This window comes from Natrinema hispanicum (assembly GCF_900111485.1).
Lineage (GTDB): Archaea > Halobacteriota > Halobacteria > Halobacteriales > Natrialbaceae > Natrinema > Natrinema hispanicum_A.
Window position 1 is genome coordinate 1 of record NZ_FOIC01000013.1, and the last position, 17,542, is coordinate 17,542.

Here is a 17,542-nt window from a genome sequence, read left to right on the forward strand (position 1 = left end):
TGAGTGGGGTCTGGAAGAGTTAGTCGAGTATGCGCACGTACGATGGCCGATTGAGCAATTTCACAAGGATGCAAAGCAGGTACTGGGGATGGATCAGTTCGAGGGACGAACGTGGACAGGGTGGAACCATCACGTATCAGTGGTGTTGATGACGTACTCGTTTTTGATGACCGAGCGAGCCGCGCAGGGCGCGGCCGCTCGGTTGCCCCCGTTTTCGCAGGTTGCTCGGATCGCAATTCACGAGATGGCGGTACGAACAGTCGAAGAACAAGGAGTTGATCGACAGACCGCTGAACGAGTAGCAGAGGCAATGCTCAGGGGGTTTACTGACTGGTGATCAACCGCCGAAGTAGTAGTATGCAACCTCGTCGGAATCGCAGTTATCACAGTCCATAGTCCCCCTCACGGGACAACACCCTTGAGTATGAACCCGTTAGTCGATTACTTTCACAGTTAGTGACTTGTTAGATCTGGATAATCTCGTGTTGAACTGGTATTTTCACGAGTTGATAGTCTAAGTTGAGTGACACGGCCGCAGGAACAATCGAAGGAGACAGCGTCGCGGCAGCAGTATCGAAACCCTTACTCTCCGGAAGCCGGTGCGAACACGTATGAGCGACGACGCCGTCAGTCCCGAGGAGGTCCGCCACGTCGCGGATCTGGCCCGCGTCGACCTCGACGACGACGAGGTCGACCGGTTTGCCGGACAGTTCGCGGACATCCTCGAGTATTTCGAGACTCTAGACGAGGTGCCGGAAGTCGACCGCGAGGCCGATCTCGCGAACGTGATGCGGCCGGATGAGGAACGCCCCTCCCTCGACAGCGAGGAGGCACTCCGGAACGCGCCGGAAACGGAAGACGGCTATTTCAAAGGGCCAAACGTCTCGTAATCATGTCGGAGAATATTTTCATTACCGAAGAACGGATCGAGGGTGCCGACGACGGCCCGCTGGCCGGCAAAACGGTCGCAGTCAAGGACAACATCTCCACCGCGGGCGTCCGGACGACCTGTGGCTCGAAGATGCTCGAGGAGTACGTCCCGCCCTACGACGCGACGGTCGTCGCCCGGCTCAAAGAGGCCGGCGCGACCATCGTCGGCAAGGCCAACATGGACGAGTTCGGGATGGGGACGACCACCGAGACCTCCTACTTCGGGGAGACGGACAACCCCGCTGCACCCGGCCACGTTCCCGGTGGCTCCTCCGGTGGCTCGGCGGCCGCTGTCGCTGCCGGCGAGGCCGACCTCGCACTTGGCTCCGACACCGGCGGTTCGGTTCGCTGTCCAGCTGCCTTCTGTGGTGTCGTCGGTATCAAGCCCACCTACGGGCTGGTCTCGCGGTACGGCCTCGTCGCCTATGGCAACAGCTTAGAGCAGATCGGGCCCTTCGGCGAAACCGTCGAAGACGCCGCCGCGTTGCTCGACGTGATCGCCGGCAGCGACGAACGCGACGCGACCACGCGCAGCGAGGGCGACGACGCGAACTACGCCGACGCTGCGACCGGCGACGTCGACGGGCTCCAGATCGGCGTTCCCACCGAGTTACTCGAGGGGGCCGACGAGGGCGTCGTCGAGACGTTCTGGGACGCCATCGCTGAACTCGAGGACAAGGGCGCGTCGTATCACGAAGTTAGCCTCCCGTCAGTCGAACACGCCGTCGAGGCCTACTACGTGATCGCGATGTCGGAAGCCTCGTCGAACCTCGCACGGTTCGACGGCGTCCGCTACGGTCACTCGGGCGGCTACGACGGCAACTGGAACGAGACGTTCGCGAAAGCTCGCGAGGAAGGGTTCGGCGACGAAGTCAAGCGTCGCATCCTGCTTGGCACCTACGCGCTCTCGGCGGGCTATCACGACAAGTACTACAAGAAGGCCCAGGACGCTCGCGCGTGGGTCAAACAGGACTTCGACGAGGCGCTTACCGAAGCTGACGTGCTCGCCAGCCCGACGATGCCGGTGCCGCCGTTCGAACTCGGCGAGAGTCTCGACGATCCGCTGAAGATGTACCTTGCCGACGCCAACACCACACCGGTCAACCTCGCGGACCTCCCCGCGATTTCGGTTCCGGCAGGCGAAACCGACGGACTCCCTGTCGGTCTCCAACTCGTCGGGCCAGCCTTCGGCGAGGAACGGTTGATCCGGGCCGCAAGCGCGCTCGCCTGAACGAGACATGGCGGTCGCTCGTCGTCGTTGACCGGCTCGCATCACGGCGTATTCAAGTCTGCTCCTTATTTATCAGCAATCAGTACGATGGGCGTGTCCGTCGCTCCGAGTCCCACCGAAATATTCGACCGCGCGGTCGACGAAGGCGAACGGCGACTCACGCAGTCGACGCTCGAGCTCGCGGCGACCAGCTTTATTGCGGGGTTCACGGTCGTCTTCGGTATCGCTGCACTGGGGGTCGTCGACGGACTAGTTCAATCGCGGTTCGGGGAGATCGCGCATATCGCGGGTGCGCTTGCATTCGGCGTCGGCGTTGTTTTCTTGGTCATCGGTCGAACGGAACTCTTCAACGAGAACTTCGTTGCTCCGGCCGCCAAGGCGGTCGATCAAGACGACTCGTGGATGCTCCGATCGCTCGGCCGCCTATGGACTGTGACCCTCGTTTTCAATCTCATCGGTGGATTCCTCTTCGCGTTCGTCTTCGCTGTCGACGGCGTCCTTCCGTCAGGATCGGCGCATGCGTTGGCGCGGACCGCCGAGGGGATCGTTCATCGACCCATACCGGGGATGTTCGCGAGTGCTATCGTCGGGGGCGCACTCGTGAGTCTCCTGTCGTACCTCCTCGAGGCCGTCAACAGCGTCCGAAGCCGCATCACGCTGGCCTACATCGTCGGCTTCCTGCTCGCGCTCGGTCCGTTCGATCACGTCATCGTCACGGCGGTCCACGTCTTCTTCGGCTTCCTCTTCGATGCTGCGATCGGCTATGGCGCGCTGTTCGAGACGGTCGTCGTCGCTACTGCAGGGAACGTCGTCGGGGGACTCGGGTTAGTGACGTTTACCCACGTTGCGCAGGTTCGGGGTGCGAGAAAATCGGAGTAGTTCGCCCCGGACGGTCTGTCAGAGCGACTTGACGGGGCCGAAAACGGGGCTTCGAGCTCGAGCGGCGATCGCGCCGATTATTCCTCGTATGCGAGGTTCATGATCCACTGCGAGAAGGCGTCGCTGTTGGGATCGACCTCTTCCTCGCCGATAAACGGCGAGAGCATGTCGCCGGCCATCAGGAGCCTGAAATCGAGGTCCCGTGCGGTCGGCGAGATGTAGTAGGTGTTGTGACCCTCGTAGACGGTTTCTTCGCGATCGACCAGATCCTTTTCGACGAGCGATTCGACGATCCGGCTGCCCTTTCGCGAGGAGACATCCAGTTCCTTCCAGAAGTCGCTCTGGTGGATGCCGCCGGACTCGCGGACGAGCTCGAGGCCGGCGCGCTCGTCCTCGGTGAGTTCGGCTTCGGCCGTGGAAACGCTCACGGTGACCACCTCGCCGTGCGCGTCGCTACAGGCAGGAGTGCGTCCATACTACATCCAAGGGAGGGCGAGCCGCTTAAATGTGCCTTTCGTCGTCGACTGTCGATTCGATCGCGGTGCCCTGACTCTCGAGCCCGTCGCCGATCGTGAGGTCGATCTCGTCGTAGCTCGTTCGACATGGCGGTCCCGGCGCGAAGGCGTGATATTCCAGTTCGGGGCCGATCGCGAGCAGTGACGACGACTGGGTGCCGTATCCGTTCTCGTGAACGCAGGCTCCGTATTCGTGGTCGCCCAGTACCTCGCTTGCCCGCTCGAGCCAGTCCATCGCCGACTCGTCGGGCTCGGCCGTCAGCGCTGCGCGAAGCGCATGCGCGTCGGTTGCCTGCTCGTGTCCGATCTCGGCCCGGTGCTCGGGAATGTCGACGTCGTCGTCGACGGCGACGTTGACGACGACGTGGACGCCCGGCTCGAACGCGGTCAGCGAGAGCGTGCCGTCCCACTGGTAACAGAACGCGTCCGTCGCGTCGGCGACGACGAGGTAGAAGCCGCTGTACTCGTCGGCGTCGGTCGCCGCGTTGACGATCGATTTCGCATCCGCGGCGGAGCGAGCCTCGAGGACGTCCGCGACGAGCAGCCCACGCGAGCGCTCGCCGGCCAACTCGGCGTCGGTCCACTTGTTCGTGAGACCGACGAAGACGCCGAACTCGTTGTAGCCGATCCACGTGCCGCCTGCTTCGGCATCCTGTGGCGCGATGACCAGTGGCTCGTCGTTGTAGACGGCAGGCGGAAGCGACTCCCGGTCGACCATTTCGTCACGGTTGGCGGCCACCGTGACCGGCGCGTCATCAAAGACCTGCCAAGCGAGCGTGAGCGTACACACGCGTCCAGCTAGGCACGCCACCGGCTTAACTTCGAGTCCGGCGGCAATCCGGTTCGGTCGACTGGTCTGGCAGCCTACAGCGAGGGTCGAGAGTCGTCCGAACCATCGCTAGCCGATCGAGTGCCGGGTGGAGACGGCTTGGTTGCGGTGTGGTATCATTGCTTTATCGGGTCCCGAGACAAAGAGCACTTGAGTAGCTAGTGGTGGGATCAGAGACACATCCGATGGTGACTCACAGATCCGTGAGTAGCAACGGCACGCGGTCGAACGACTGGGATCGAAACGACGCTCTCGGTCGGTCTGAACGATGAACGGTGCGAAACTCTTCGGCCTCGAGGAAGCCTCGTGGGCGGAACGAGGTCTCTTCGTCGTGACGATGAGCGTGATGCTCGCGCTTGGCGGAGTCGGATTGGCGCGGCCGTCACTGCTGAGTCGTGCGCTCACCGGCGCGAAGGGGTGGATCCTTACCTACTTCGGCTGGTGGTTCATCCTGCTTGGATTCGTCTTGCTCGCGGCCGTGATCGCCTTCACGGCTTCGCAATATGGGCAACTCCGGATCGGCGGGCCCGACGCCGAGCCGGAGTTCGATCTGTTCTCGTGGCTGGCGATGGTGTTTACTGTCGGGTTCGGTGCCTCAGTGCTCATCTGGGGCGTCTCGGAACCGGTCTCGATCGTCCAGCATCCGCCGCCGGAGCCGGCTCCCGTCCAGGGGGCGTCCCTCGAGTCGATGGCACTGGCGTTTATGTTTATTCACGAGGTGTTCCCGGGGCTGGCGATGTGGTATCTCCCCGTCGCGATCGCCTTCGGGATCGTCGTCTACACCGACGGCGTCGGTGACTACAAGATCAGTTCGATGCTCGCCGGGGTCGTCGGCGAAGACCGGATTCCCGGCCTCTACTGGCTGGTCGATCTGGCGGCACTGATCGCGACGATCGGGGGCATTTCGACGACCCTGGGGTTCAGTGCACAGACGATGTCGGCGATCCTCGGCCGAGTGTTCGGACTCGACGCGACGCTCCTGACCTACGTCGTGTTCGCGCTCATCGGGATCGTGTTCCTCGGCGACGTCTGGCTCGGGTTGCGAAAGGGCATTCGCAACGCGGCCCGCGCGACAGTGGTCCTCATCGGCGTCGCGATGGCCGTGCTCGTGGTCGTCGGGCCAAGCCTCTACATGCTCGAGTTGAGTCTGGACGCGACGGGCGTCTGGCTTAGTAATATGTTCCGCCTGACGCTGTATACGGCTCCGAACGCCGACGGCAACTGGGCAGCCAACTGGACCGGCTTCTGGTGGGCCTGGTGGGCCGCCTGGAGCATCTTCGTCGGAAGCTTCGTCGCCCGCGTCTCGAAAGGGCGGACTATCCGGGAGATGTTCGCCGTACTCGTCGTGGTCCCGACGGTCTTCACCTGGATCCAGCACGGGCTCATCGGCGGCTGGGTGCTCGCACCGGGCTATCAGGAACCGGTCGCCGAGGCGATGGCATCGGCGGGTAATCCCGCAGCAATCGCGAGAGCGCTCCAGATTACGCCGTTTGGCACGGTACTCGCGGTGCTGTTCGTCTTCATCATCGCCGGCTACATCATCACCTCGCTCGACTCGGCGGTCTTTATGATCTCGGCGATCACGCTCGGCGACGAGAACCCGAACCCACGAAACCGCGCGTGGTGGGGCGGGCTGCTGGCAGTCTTCGGGATGATGTCGCTTCGACTGGAGGAGTTCAGCGCCATCGAGTCGCTCTCGGTGACGATGGCGCTCCCGTTCTCGCTGTTCCTGTTGCTCGTCCTCTATGGCAGTTACGTCGTTGCCCGCGACTACGTCCGCGACAACGAGACTGCCACCTCGGAGTCCCAGCAACCCAGTCAGCAGCCAGCGGCCCAGAGCACAGCCGACGACTGATCGACGCGTCGGCACAGATACTTCTGAACGCTGAGCGACGAAAAACACCCATCGCCGCGGCGCTCAAGACGGTTCCGGGGACGGAACAACGCCGATCACCTCATATCGATCCCGACTTCGAGCAGCCGATCCCGAACCGCCTCGCGATCAACAGTCCCCGATGCCGTCCGGGGGAGTGCGTCGACGATCCCGACCGTCTTCGGCTGTTTGAATCCAGCAAGGTGGTCGTCGCAGTGGGCGAGGAGCGCTCGCGGCTCGATCGTGCTGTCAGCTGAACTCGAGTCCGCGTCCGGAACGACAAGCGCCGCGACCCGCTCGCCCCACTCCTCGTCTTCGAGCCCGACCACGGCGGCGTCCTCAACGCGAGGATGGTCCCGGAGGGCCGCGACCACTTCACCGGGGTCAACGTTCTCGCCGCCGGTGACAATGCGGTCGCTGCGGCGATTGAGGATCCACAGCCGCCCGTCCGCATCACGATAGCCGACGTCGCCGGTGTGCAAGCCGCGGTCGCCGAACGCCGCGTCGGTGTGTGCGTCGTCGAGATAGCCCGGCGTCACTGTCGGCCCCGAAACGACGAGTTCGCCCTGTTCGCCCGCCTCGACTGCCGCGCCGGTCTCGTCGACGACAGTGACGTCTGTGAACATGAGCGGCTGCCCGACCGTTCCCTCGTGGGCAGCACCCTCCTCGGGAAATGCCGTTGCGATCTGGGAGGCCGTCTCGGTCATGCCGTAGGTCGGACAGACCGGCACGTCACGCTCCCGGCAGCGCTCGAGCAACTCACTCGAGGCCGGTGCGCCACCGAGCAAGACGAACCGAAGGTCGTCGGTCGGTTCCCAGCCGGCGTCGAGCAAACGCTTGCACATCGTCGGGACGAGCGAGACGCCGGTTATACTGTAGTCTTCGAGCACGCGCGCGGTCGCGGCCGGGTCGAACGCGCGCTGGATCACGACGGGCGTGCCGTACAGCGCCGACCGAACGACGGGTGCCAGCCCACCCATGTGATACATCGGGAGACAACACAGCCACCGGTCGTCGCGGGCGACGCCAAGCCGGAACGCGGAGGCGGTCGCGCTCGCGACGAGGTTGCCGACCGTCAACTGGACGGCCTTCGGCTCGCCGGAGGTGCCGGAGGTGAACATAATGAGCTGTGTCTCGTCGCGTGCGAGCGTGGCCGGCTCGACTGACCGCGCGTCTCGCTCGGGGACCGACTCGAGCGTCGCGCTCGTTGCCGGCCGAGCCAGTGCCCGTGTCCGATCGCGCTGTGGGTCGTCGACCGAGTACACGTCGACCGAGTCGGCTTCGGACGCGACTGCGAGTGCAGCCGTCTCGGTCTTGTGCTCACAGACGATGTCGGCGAGGTCGATTCGGGAGGTTTTCGCGGCGAGTTCGCCGGTCGTTTCGCGGACGTTCAACGCGACTACGGTCGTGCCGGTCCGCATCGCGGCGAAAAAGAGCGTCGCGAAGGCGGGGCGCGTGTCCATAAGAACGCCGAGCCGCTCGCCGGCGAGGCCCGCCGACGCGAGCGCTGCCGCAACGCGGTCGACCCGGCGGTCGTACTCGCGAAACGTCCAGTCCGTCTCCGTTGCGACATCGATCAGTGCCGTCCGCTGGGGCGTCGCCCCAACGCGGTGGGCGACCGGATCGCGCGTCGGCCAGTCGATCGGAGCAGTCATCACTCAGTCCAGACGTCGTCGACGCCGAGCCCTTTCGCTTGCGGAACGACTGCCGACCCTTTCTCGAGCAAGACGGGATCGCGCCCCAGGTCCTCCGCGAGCAGGCCGCCGGTCGCGAGCCCGCAGGCCGGCACGTCGGGGATCGCCGCCGCCAGGTGGACCGCACCGGTTCGCGCGACGACCCCGTCGATCGTCGTCGTGACCAGCGGCGTCACCTCGAGTTCGGCCAGCCAGGCCGCAAGCTTGCGTGCCACGTCGATCCCGCCCAGTGCCATCGGTTTCAGGACGACGACATCGGCCGCGTTGGCGTCACAGATCGTGTCGACGCCATGCTCGAGGAGGCCTTCGTCGAGTGCGATCGAAACGCCCGTGTTCTGAGCGCGCAGATCGGCATGGCCCTCGAGTGCGCCTGCAGGCAGCGGTTGCTCAAGCATCGAGACGTCAAGGTCCGCAAAGGCCTCGAGTGCCGACTGGGCCTGTTCGTACGTCCAGGCCTCGTTGGCATCGGCCCGGAGCTCCACGTCGTGGCTGACGGTTTCGCGCACGCGGCGAACGCGTTCGACGTCTTCCTCGACGCTTCGGAGGCCCACCTTCAGCTTGCAGGTGTCGAATCCACGGTCGACGGCTGCACGTACGTCACGTGCGGTGTCAGCCGGCGAGCCGTCGCCGATCGTCGCGTTGACCGGTACCCGACCGATCATCGGTCCCTGGCTCAGATAGCGATACAGCGGTGTCGCCTCGCAGGTCGCCTGTAGATCCGCAAGTGCAAGCGAGACCGCGTGGCGGGCGGCGACCTGTTGATCGACGACCTCGAGAGCTTCGCTCGGACCGCCCGTTCGGAGCGCGTTCTGGGCGCGCTCGAGTGCCTGCTCGCAATCCGCGAGCGACTCCGTCCAGCCCGCCAGCGGCGTCGCCTCGCCGTAGCCGACGACGGAATCGTCGCTGGCCTCGTCGACGAGTCGCACGAGAAACCCCTCGCGAGCGCTGATCGTACCGTCAGCCGTCTCGAGTGGCTCCGCAAGCGCAAGCGAGAACGGACGATACGCGAGCGAGAGGTCGGCGTCGGTCATAGCACCACCAACCCGCCGGCGAAACAGACGGCATAGAGTGCGAGCAATTTCCCCGTCTGCTCGAGTGCAGGGTTGAGCGCCTCGCCGTCGGTGCGTGTCAGGATGGTTCGGGCGACCAGCGCGGCGTAGGGGAGCGTGACCAGCGCCAGTAACACGCCCGGGCCGTAGTCGGTTCCGAGCCAGAACCAGACGGGGACGACGTAGGCCAGTGCGAGCATGGCGACGTACTCGAGGCGGCTCCACCGGTAGCCGAGTCGCACTGCGAGGGTTCGCTTGCCGGTCTCGGCGTCAGTTTCCATGTCACGGATGTTGTTCACGACGATGATCGCCGTCGAAATCGCGGCGATCGGCAGGCTCGCGACGACGGCCGCGGTCGTGATCGTTCCTGCGGGGAGCGTCGTCGTCAGCGGCTCGGCGAGGACGGCGGCGGCCTGCACGTAGTAGGTCCCCGTCACGGCGACGAGCCCGAAGAAGACGAACACGAAGAGATCACCCAGGCCGTGATATCCGAGCGGGTAGGGACCACCGGTGTAGGCCCATCCGCAGACGACGCTTACGAGCCCAATGACGAGGATCGGCAGCCCACCGACGTAGACGAGATAAGTTCCCGAGAGGATCGCCAGCCCGAAGGTCACGACGGTCGCGAGCTTGACCTGTTCGGGCGAAATCAGCCCCGACTGGGTGACCCGGGTAAATCCCTCGCGGTCCTCGGTGTCGGCACCGTTGATCGCGTCGTAGTAGTCGTTCGCGAAATTCGTCCCGATCTGGATCAGCGCCGCCCCCACGAACGCAAGCAGCGCCGGCAACGGCGCAAACACCCCGTCGGCGACTGCCAGCCCCGTTCCCACGATCACTGGGGCCGCAGCCGCGGGCAAGGTCTGGGGACGGGCTGCCATCAGCCACGCCTTCGTCCGTGAAATATCGACCTCGGCCGAACTCATTACTCGCATATCCGACTCGAAAGAGTGTCAACGTTGGCATTGCGAGCCGACAGCTCGGCCGAGTGTTCACTCTGTGGGGACTACACACTCGAGGGGCTCCATCTCGACAAACGCCGTTTCGTACCCCTGATGGCGGGCCACTTGTGGCGGGGATTCGACGGTGATCGTTACCGAATCGCCCGACTGGATGTCCGTGAGTGAGTGCCCGTAATGGAAGCCGACCGTGCCGTCGAGCGTCCCGACGAGGTCGTGGTCGACGACCCTCGAGCCGTCGCGATCGACAGTGGCCTGCAACGACATGTTCGAAAGCGGCACCCGGTTGTACGGTGTCCGCGGCGAGACGAGCAGATACCGGTCGTCGCCGTCGGCCAGTCGCGAGCCCGACTCGAGCAACGTGACCACGAACGCCGCGTCGCCGCTTCGTGGCAGGCCATCCCGTCGTTCGAGGTCGGATTCACGCAACAGGGTGCCGGGATACGCATCGGCAGATAGAAGTGTGGAGTACGGTATCTCGGAGTGGCTCCCGTTGTCACCGTCACCGCCGTGGGTCATCGGCTTGAGCGCGCCGCGTTCGCCCCACCGTTCCCGATCGAGCAACTCGATTCCCTCGACGACCGTCTCGCGAAACGCCTGATCGTACGTGAATTCGAACGTTGCGGTTGCGCCGTCGCCGAAACGTCCTTCGAACACCCCAGTTCGCCGCGTCGTAACCGGTGGCAGATCGACACGCACGGTGTAGGTGCCGTCGGCCGGCAGCGTGACGTTGTCGCCAAAGTGGAGTCCCATCTCCTGGGAGAGCATCGGCCACAGCGACGGGTGTCGCCGCCACCCGCCGTCGCCCTCGATCGTCGCTCGCGGACTGACATCGACGGGAAGCACATGTCCCGTCACGGCGTCCCAGACGACGAGCATCAGATGGATGCCGCGACCGGCCTCCGGTTCGACGAGCTGGCGCTCGGTTCCAGTGACGAGCCAGAACGGATGCGGGTACGTGACCATCGGTGCCAGTCTGTAGTCACCGGCAGTGACTGGCTCGAGCATCCGCATCGATTTCCGGTGACCGGGACGGTACACAGCGTCCGGCGGGTCCTCGAGCATCGGGATCGGCGCGGTGCCCGTGACGTTCCCGTCGCTTCCGGCTCCACTATCGCTTTCACTTTCGTTCCGATCGTCGGTGCCATCCTCCGGAGCCCCACAGCCCGCGAGGGCGATCGCAGCCGGAATCGGGGCCGTCCGTCGGAGGAACGTCCGTCGGTTCATCAGTAGCGTACTCGAGTAGTGTCGCCGTCGACGCCCCGGCTCAGTAGTGCCACGGGAACTCGTCGAAGTCCGGCTCGCGCCCCTCGACGAAGGCGTCGCGGCCTTCCTTTGCCTCGTCGGTCATATAGCCCAGCCGCGTCGCCTCGCCGGCAAAGACCTGCTGGCCGATCATCCCGTCGTCGGTCATATTGAAGGCGTACTTGAGCATCCGCATCGCCGTCGGGCTCTTTGCATTGATCCGGCGGCCCCACTCGAGGGCAGTCTCCTCTAACTCCTCGTGGGGGACGGCCTCGTTGACCATCCCCATCTCTTCGGCTTCCGCGGCGGAGTAGGTCTTCCCGAGGAAGAACACCTCGCGGGCCTTCTTCTGGCCGATCTGCTTGGCGAGATATGCCGATCCGAAGCCGGCGTCATAGCTTGCCACGTCGGGATCGGTCTGGAGGAACTTCGCGTGTTCCTCGCTCGCGAGGGTCAGATCACAAACGACGTGCAGCGAGTGGCCGCCACCGACGGCCCAGCCCGGCACCACACAGACGACGACCTTCGGGATGTGACGGATCAGCCGCTGGACCTCGAGGATGTGCAGTCGGCCCTGCTCCGAGGCCCGTTCCTCGTCGCCGTCGTACTGGTAGCCGTCTTCGCCGCGGATCGTCTGGTCGCCACCCGAGCAAAAGGCCCAGCCGCCGTCCTTCGAGGAGGGGCCGTTCCCGGTCAGCAACACACAGCCGACGTCGGTCTGACGTTTCGCGTGATCCAAGGCGTCGTAGAGTTCGTCGACCGTTCCCGGTCGAAAGGCGTTGCGAACGTCGGGGCGGTCGAACGCGATCCGTACCGTTCCGGAGTCGACCGCGCGGTGGTAGGTAATGTCTCTGAACTCGTCGTTCAGGGCCGTCGGCTCCCACTGTGCCGGATCGAAGAGGTCCGAAACCATTTGCTCGAGTGTCGTCCGCGATACGTGAAATAGGTTCGCGTCGCGATCTCGCGAATTCCGTATAGCATACTGTGATTCATTTGTTGGAAGATGATCGATCCAAGAGCTATCAAACACCGTGGCAAATGTTAGCAATCTTCTGCGGTCGTGCACACCAACGATCTGCTCGAGCGATCGGGACTCCCCAGCCCATCCGGTCGATGAGACAGGCGGCGAGGCCTCGTGATCAGTCCGACCGGTCGACTGCGTCGTCCTCGAGTGCGGTCGCCACGGCCGCAGAGACCTGATCCGCAAGCGCTTCGCGTCGCCGGTGGCTCGCTTCGGAATCGAAGTCGACGGCGAGGACCTGCGTCCCCGGCGTCTCGAGCGAGTCGCGATAGGCGGCTTCGAAGTCAGCGGGCGCGACGCGTTCGAACGCGAGCCCGTACAGATCGCCGAGCGCCTCGAACTCGAGGCCGTGGGGCGTCTTGAACTGCTGCGTAAAGGGTGGGTCGAACTCCTCGATTTGCAGTTTGTGGAAGATGCCACCGCCGTCGTTGTCCAGTAACACGATCGTCGCGTCCACGTCACAGCGCTCGACTGCGAGCAGCCCGTTCGAATCGTGATAGAAGGCCAGATCGCCAGTCACCAGCACCAGCGGGTCGTCGGTCGCGCTGCCGGCACCGAGCGCCGTACTCGCGATACCGTCGATACCGCTCGCGCCGCGGTTCGCGAGCACTGTCAGGTCGGCACCGCGCGGCCGGCCAAAGCGGTCTGCATCCCGGATCGGCATGCTGTTCGAGACGAACACCGTCGCCGGATCCGGCGCGTTCGAGATCGCCGACGCGAGGATCGCGCCCTCGAACGGCTGGGATGCGAGCGCGTCTGCGGTCAGCGCTTCGTCGCGAATCTCCCAGCGGCAGCGTTCGGCGGTGTCGAACTGGGCACGCCAGTCGTCGGTCGATGCGTGGGCGGCCGACTCGGCGCGCTCGCGCTTGTCGAGTGCCTCGAGCACCCCCTCGACCACAGTTCCGGGCTCGGCGGCCAAGAGATCGGTCGCAGTGAACGTCGCTTCACGCCACGCGCCCGCGGGATCGATCAAGAACTGTCGTGCATCGGCGTCCTGAAGCCAGTGGCGAAGCCGTTTCGACGTCGGAGACGCGCCAAACCGGAGGACGACATCCGGCGCTGGCAGTGCATCGATGTAGGCATCGTAGCCACCGTATACTGTTCGTGGTGTGTCACTCTCCTCGACGTGCGGGCCGTATCGCAGTCCCGACAGCGGATCCGCGAGGATCGGCACACCGAGCCGGTCTGCGAGGTCGGTGACCGCATCGGGCTCGAGAGAGCTGCAAGCGGTCGGGTCGGCAGGCCCCGCGACGATCAGCGGCCGGTCGGCGGCCTCGAGCGCCTGGAGCAGCTTCTGATGGTCGTCATGCGTGAGTGTCTGCGTTCCGTCCGCCGTCTCGACGAACGGCCCGTCTCGTCCCACTGCTGCCAGCGTATCGGCGAACGAGTCGGGGACGTCGCCGGGAACCTCGATCGGCTCGAGGGGCTTGCGGAACGGACAATTGCAATGGACGGGACCGGGCGGAACGCCGGTCGTCTCCGAAAGCGCACGCGCGGCACTCGTCCGAAGACTGCGCACCTTCCGCTCGTCGGCTTCGGGTTCGGGCAGTTCGGTGTACCACCGCACCGCGTCGCCGTAGAGTTTGACCTGATCGACGGTTTGATTCGCGCCGCTGTCGCGCAACTCAGGCGGGCGGTCGGCAGTGAGCACGAGCAGCGGAACGCGGGCCTGATCGGCTTCCATCACGGCGGGATGAAAGTTCGCGGCTGCCGTCCCGGAGGTACAGACCAGTGCCGTCGGCTCGCCAGTGCGGCGAGCGCGACCGAGGGCGAAATAGGCCGCTGAGCGCTCGTCTAAGTGCGAGTAGACGTCGATATCCGGGTGGTCGGCGAACGCGACCGTCAGCGGCGTCGACCGGCTGCCGGGGGCGATACAGACGGCCTCGAGGCCGCCCTTGGCGAGTTCGTCGGCGAGGATGCGACCCCAGAGGGTCGCACGGTTCGGTGCAGTCATTGGGTTACTACCGCAGTTCGTCGAGAATCGGGCGGAACTTCAACTGGACTTCCTCCCACTCCTCGTCGGGGTCGCTGTCGGCGACGATCCCGTTGCCCGCAAACAGCGTCACCGTCTCGTCGGCCGCGACGCCCGACCGTAGCCCAACCGCGAACTCGCCGTCGCCGGCGGCGTCGAACCAGCCGACCGGCGCGGCATACCAGCCACGGTCGAACGGCTCCGTCTCGCGGATCGTCTCCCAGGCTGCATCGGGTGGGACGCCGCCGACTGCAGGCGTCGGATGCAACGCCTCGACGAGTTCGAGAACGTGATGCTCGCCCTCGAGCGTCGCTTCGATCGGCGTCCGCAGATGCTGAATGGTCGCCAGCCGGCGGATCGTCTGTTCGCTAACGGTGAGGTCGCGTGCGAGCGGCGCGAGTTGCTCGCGGATCGCGTCGACGACGAGGCCGTGTTCGCGTTGAAACTTCGGATCGTCGCGCATCCGGTCGACGTGTGCCTCGTCTTCGGCCGGCGTTTCGCCGCGGGGAACCGACCCGGCAAGCGCTTCCGTCTCGACGCACGCGCCGTGTTTCGATACCAGTCGCTCCGGTGGCGCGCCGAAGAACGTCCCACCGTCGTCGTGGCCGATCTGAAAGCCATAGCAGTTCGGATATCGGCGGCGCAGTCGCTCGAGCGTCGCCGGGACGTCGATCGGTTCCTCGAGATCGACCGACAGCGACTGTGCGAGGACGACTTTCATCAGCCGACCGTCAGCAATTCGCTCGAGAGCGGTGTCGACCTGTTCGGTCCAGGCCGTCTGCGAGGTCGTCCGCCGCGTCGCGGCGACGCCGGGGGTCGTCTCGTCGTCTCGCGTCGCCGGCTGGTTCGTCAGGCGATCGTGCCAGTGCTCGAGGCGGTCGTCGACCGTCTCATCGTGTTCGCCAACAGCGGTCAGCCACGTCTCGCCGTCGTTGCAGGTCACGAACAGTTGCGGGACGACGAAGGAAGCCGCGTCGAAGCCGGTCCAGGGCGGGCCGGCCTCGTGGCCGTCGTGAAAGGAAAAGCCGCCGAACGCCCGCGGTCGCGCGTGTTCGGGGCCATCGTGTGCGAGGCCGTCGAAGACACGGCTCGCCTGCGTTCGAATCCGATCGAATCGGTCGGTGCCGGTAGCGGTAAAGCGGGCAGCAACCCCACGACCGACGATCTCGAGTCCGTCGGGTGTGGCCCACTGAATTCTCGACGCGGTTTCATCCTCGAGCACCGCACCGAACGCGGCGGTCTCGAGTTCACGGCTCCGGCTGATGAGGTCGACGGCGTTGTCAACCGACTCGGTCTCCCCCGTTAGTCGACCTTCACCCGACGATCGGTCCATCGACACAACCTCAGGACCGGCCCGCCTTCAGCCTAACTATTCGCTGACCTGGTGTATACGTCTAGCTGTACCGTTCTTCCTGCCACGGATCTGCGGTCCGCGAGTAGCCGCGTCGCTCCCAGTAGCCACGCTCCGGTTCGGTGAGGAACTCGATACCGTCGACCCATTTCGCGCCCTTGTAGGCGTACTTGTGCGGCGTCACGACCCGAAGTGGGCCACCGTGGTCTGCGGGCAGTTCGTCGCCGTCGAACGCCCACGTAAACAGCACCTCCTCACGCATGCAGTCCTCGAGCGGGAGATCCGTGGTGTAGTTGTCCAGCGCGGAAAACAGCACGTGGACCGCGTCGTCGTCGACGCCGGCCCGTTCGGCGAGTTCGGGAAACGGAACGCCGGTGAACTCGCAGTCGAACTTGCTCCAGCCGGTCACACAGTGAAAGTCCTGACGTTGGGTCACGCTCGGCAGCGATCGGAACTCCTCCCACGAGAAAGACAGTTCCTCTTCGACCGCCCCGGTGACGGTAAACTCCCACATCTCGGGGTCCCAATCGGGCGTCGCGCTCTTCGAAAGAACGGGGAACGCGTCCGTCTCACGCTGTCCTGGCGGCAGTCGCTCGTCACCGAATTCCCGATACAAGTCCGTTACGTCCGTCGCGTCCATACCCGTGGCTTCGTGCCGATCGACGTAGGTGTGACGCCATCGCCTGCCATCCCTCGAGAAACGCCGAATTTGGCAGCAAGCACAGGGGCAGAAACGAACCGAAACGGTCTCGAGACGAGCACAAGCGGCAGTTTCCATTGAAACCCTCGCTACGCCTTAGTACGATCTTCCCGAGGCTATCGATGCATGGCGAGCAGACAACAACTCACGGAGCAGGACGTCACCGAGAAGCAACCGGAAGCGATCAGTGACGAGGCGATGGGCCCCGCAGTCCTCGCATCGGCGGCGTCGGTCGGACTCTCGCTGTACTACTACTTCATCCGCGGCGATCGCCAGCTCGGGACGTTCGTCGGCCTCTGGCCGCCGACGATCCTCGCGTTCGCGAGTTACTTCAACCAGCGAAAGATGCGCCGACAACTCGAGACGCTGACCCAGCCGGGGACGAAGCTTCGAGAGGCGTTCGACTCGATGATGGGCAACCGATAAGCCAGGCTCGTCCTCGAGTCACGACCACCCATCCGGTCGTCAGTGGGCCAGCGACGCTCGCATACCAACTGTCGTTTCGGCTGCCTGAATTTTTCTTTCCGCTCCGTGTAGATTCCCCGTCAAACCTAAATACCCCCTCGCCGAAAGCCGAATCAGATGCCGAAAGTAGAGATCACTATCCCGGAGCACCTCGAGATGCAGATCGCGCAGATGGTCGAACGCGGTGAGTTCGTCAACCGCGAGGAAGCGATCGAAGACCTCCTGTCGACGGGTATCAAGGCCTACAAGACGAGCGGACCGATGGACGAAGAAGAGGGCGCGACTGGCGGCACTGGCCTCGAAGACGACGGCATGATGGGCCACGACGACGAATACGTCTTCTAACGTCTAGCTTTTCGGCAGTTCGTTCGGGCGTCCGGCAGCGCATCGACCCGTCCCGCCGTCGGTGACGGATTCGGCTTGCCGGACGACGATCAGTGCCGACTCGAGTATCGTGCGTAGCGGCTCGGCACCGTCACCTCCGCCGATCGCACGCGACCGGCGTCGAAATCGTGTTGACTGCCGGTTTACACGCCGACTGTGAGCAGCGGGATCCCGAAGGCAACTGCCACACCGACGAGCATGACGACGAAGCCGACCGCAACGTCCCGTGCTGAGTAGGGACTCATCGGTGCGGTCGTTCGCTCGGCCTCGAGGTCGTGACCGACGTCGGCTGCCGAGTCGTGATCAGTCTCCGTCGCGTGCTCACTATCGTCTGCCATGCCCGGACGTTGGTCCCTCTTCATCTTAAAGACACCTACGTGATGCTTGGAGCAATCGGCGAGACGTATCACCTAGGTATATTTATCAGGTGAGGGATAACCGATCCCAC

17 protein-coding genes and 1 pseudogene are annotated in these 17,542 nt (G+C 64.6%); 7 read left to right on the top strand and 11 right to left on the bottom strand.

Going from position 1 to position 17,542, the window contains the following annotated elements; all coding sequences use genetic code 11:
* From BSG09_RS21110 to BSG09_RS12425, 4 genes and pseudogenes are all read left to right on the top strand, one after another.
* Positions 1 to 337: pseudogene (locus BSG09_RS21110) on the top strand (IS701 family transposase); the annotation flags it as partial.
* 274 nt (positions 338 to 611) lie between these two features.
* The gene (gene gatC / locus BSG09_RS12415) at positions 612 to 890 is read left to right on the top strand and encodes an Asp-tRNA(Asn)/Glu-tRNA(Gln) amidotransferase subunit GatC (RefSeq protein WP_092933579.1); all 279 of its coding nucleotides are present in this window, start codon (positions 612 to 614) and stop codon (positions 888 to 890) included.
* A 2-nt stretch (positions 891 to 892) separates the two neighbouring features.
* Positions 893 to 2,161 carry an Asp-tRNA(Asn)/Glu-tRNA(Gln) amidotransferase subunit GatA gene (gatA, locus tag BSG09_RS12420; protein ID WP_092933581.1) on the top strand — a complete coding sequence of 423 codons (1,269 nt, stop codon included), beginning with the start codon at positions 893 to 895 and terminating at the stop codon, positions 2,159 to 2,161.
* 93 nt (positions 2,162 to 2,254) lie between these two features.
* Positions 2,255 to 3,040, top strand: a complete 786-nt coding sequence (locus BSG09_RS12425) for a formate/nitrite transporter family protein (protein ID WP_092933757.1) — start codon at positions 2,255 to 2,257, stop codon at positions 3,038 to 3,040.
* Positions 3,041 to 3,117: 77 nt separating this feature from the next.
* On the opposite strand, the gene BSG09_RS12430 is transcribed toward BSG09_RS12425, so the two are convergent.
* Positions 3,118 to 3,468 (bottom strand): helix-turn-helix transcriptional regulator, encoded by a 351-nt coding sequence (locus BSG09_RS12430; RefSeq protein WP_008010453.1) that lies wholly within the window; start codon positions 3,466 to 3,468, stop codon positions 3,118 to 3,120.
* A 73-nt stretch (positions 3,469 to 3,541) separates the two neighbouring features.
* Positions 3,542 to 4,345, bottom strand: coding sequence for an NRDE family protein (locus BSG09_RS12435; protein ID WP_092933583.1), 804 nt, complete (start codon positions 4,343 to 4,345; stop codon positions 3,542 to 3,544).
* 307 nt (positions 4,346 to 4,652) lie between these two features.
* On the opposite strand from BSG09_RS12435, the gene BSG09_RS12440 reads away from it, so the two are divergent.
* Entirely contained in the window at positions 4,653 to 6,239 is a 1,587-nt protein-coding gene (locus BSG09_RS12440) for a BCCT family transporter (protein ID WP_092933585.1), read from the top strand.
* A gap of 95 nt (positions 6,240 to 6,334) precedes the next feature.
* On the opposite strand, the gene BSG09_RS12445 is transcribed toward BSG09_RS12440, so the two are convergent.
* The 8 genes from BSG09_RS12445 to BSG09_RS12480 all read right to left on the bottom strand — a co-directional run bounded on the left by BSG09_RS12445 (position 6,335) and on the right by BSG09_RS12480 (position 16,185).
* Positions 6,335 to 7,912 carry a class I adenylate-forming enzyme family protein gene (locus tag BSG09_RS12445; RefSeq protein WP_092933587.1) on the bottom strand — a complete coding sequence of 526 codons (1,578 nt, stop codon included), beginning with the start codon at positions 7,910 to 7,912 and terminating at the stop codon, positions 6,335 to 6,337.
* Positions 7,912 to 8,982 carry a mandelate racemase/muconate lactonizing enzyme family protein gene (locus tag BSG09_RS12450; RefSeq protein WP_092933589.1) on the bottom strand — a complete coding sequence of 357 codons (1,071 nt, stop codon included), beginning with the start codon at positions 8,980 to 8,982 and terminating at the stop codon, positions 7,912 to 7,914. Before BSG09_RS12450 ends, BSG09_RS12445 begins: the two co-directional genes overlap by 1 nt.
* Positions 8,979 to 9,923 carry a 1,4-dihydroxy-2-naphthoate polyprenyltransferase gene (locus BSG09_RS12455; RefSeq protein WP_092933591.1) on the bottom strand — a complete coding sequence of 315 codons (945 nt, stop codon included), beginning with the start codon at positions 9,921 to 9,923 and terminating at the stop codon, positions 8,979 to 8,981. Before BSG09_RS12455 ends, BSG09_RS12450 begins: the two co-directional genes overlap by 4 nt.
* 66 nt (positions 9,924 to 9,989) lie before the next feature.
* Entirely contained in the window at positions 9,990 to 11,183 is a 1,194-nt protein-coding gene (locus tag BSG09_RS12460) for a DUF7350 domain-containing protein (RefSeq protein WP_092933593.1), read from the bottom strand.
* A 40-nt stretch (positions 11,184 to 11,223) separates the two neighbouring features.
* Entirely contained in the window at positions 11,224 to 12,114 is an 891-nt protein-coding gene (locus BSG09_RS12465; RefSeq protein ID WP_092933595.1) for a 1,4-dihydroxy-2-naphthoyl-CoA synthase, read from the bottom strand.
* A gap of 226 nt (positions 12,115 to 12,340) precedes the next feature.
* Positions 12,341 to 14,176 carry a 2-succinyl-5-enolpyruvyl-6-hydroxy-3-cyclohexene-1-carboxylic-acid synthase gene (gene menD, locus BSG09_RS12470; protein WP_092933597.1) on the bottom strand — a complete coding sequence of 612 codons (1,836 nt, stop codon included), beginning with the start codon at positions 14,174 to 14,176 and terminating at the stop codon, positions 12,341 to 12,343.
* 7 nt (positions 14,177 to 14,183) lie between these two features.
* Positions 14,184 to 15,527 (bottom strand): isochorismate synthase, encoded by a 1,344-nt coding sequence (locus tag BSG09_RS12475; protein WP_092933599.1) that lies wholly within the window; start codon positions 15,525 to 15,527, stop codon positions 14,184 to 14,186.
* A 61-nt stretch (positions 15,528 to 15,588) separates the two neighbouring features.
* Positions 15,589 to 16,185 carry a sulfite oxidase-like oxidoreductase gene (locus BSG09_RS12480; RefSeq protein ID WP_092933601.1) on the bottom strand — a complete coding sequence of 199 codons (597 nt, stop codon included), beginning with the start codon at positions 16,183 to 16,185 and terminating at the stop codon, positions 15,589 to 15,591.
* A gap of 186 nt (positions 16,186 to 16,371) precedes the next feature.
* Here BSG09_RS12480 and BSG09_RS12485 point away from each other — a divergent pair, with 186 nt between their 5' ends.
* Both BSG09_RS12485 and BSG09_RS12490 read left to right on the top strand, forming a co-directional pair.
* On the top strand, positions 16,372 to 16,671 hold the full coding sequence (locus BSG09_RS12485) for a hypothetical protein (protein ID WP_008014353.1): 300 nt from the start codon (positions 16,372 to 16,374) through the stop codon (positions 16,669 to 16,671).
* A 156-nt stretch (positions 16,672 to 16,827) separates the two neighbouring features.
* A complete protein-coding gene (locus tag BSG09_RS12490) occupies positions 16,828 to 17,055 on the top strand; it encodes a ribbon-helix-helix domain-containing protein (RefSeq protein ID WP_092933605.1) in 228 nt (75 codons plus the stop codon).
* Between the two features lie 182 nt (positions 17,056 to 17,237).
* Here BSG09_RS12490 and BSG09_RS12495 read toward each other — a convergent pair whose 3' ends face one another.
* Positions 17,238 to 17,432: a DUF7550 family protein gene (locus BSG09_RS12495; protein WP_092933607.1), complete on the bottom strand. Its 195-nt coding sequence runs from the start codon at positions 17,430 to 17,432 to the stop codon at positions 17,238 to 17,240.
* Between the last annotated feature and the right edge of the window lie 110 nt (positions 17,433 to 17,542).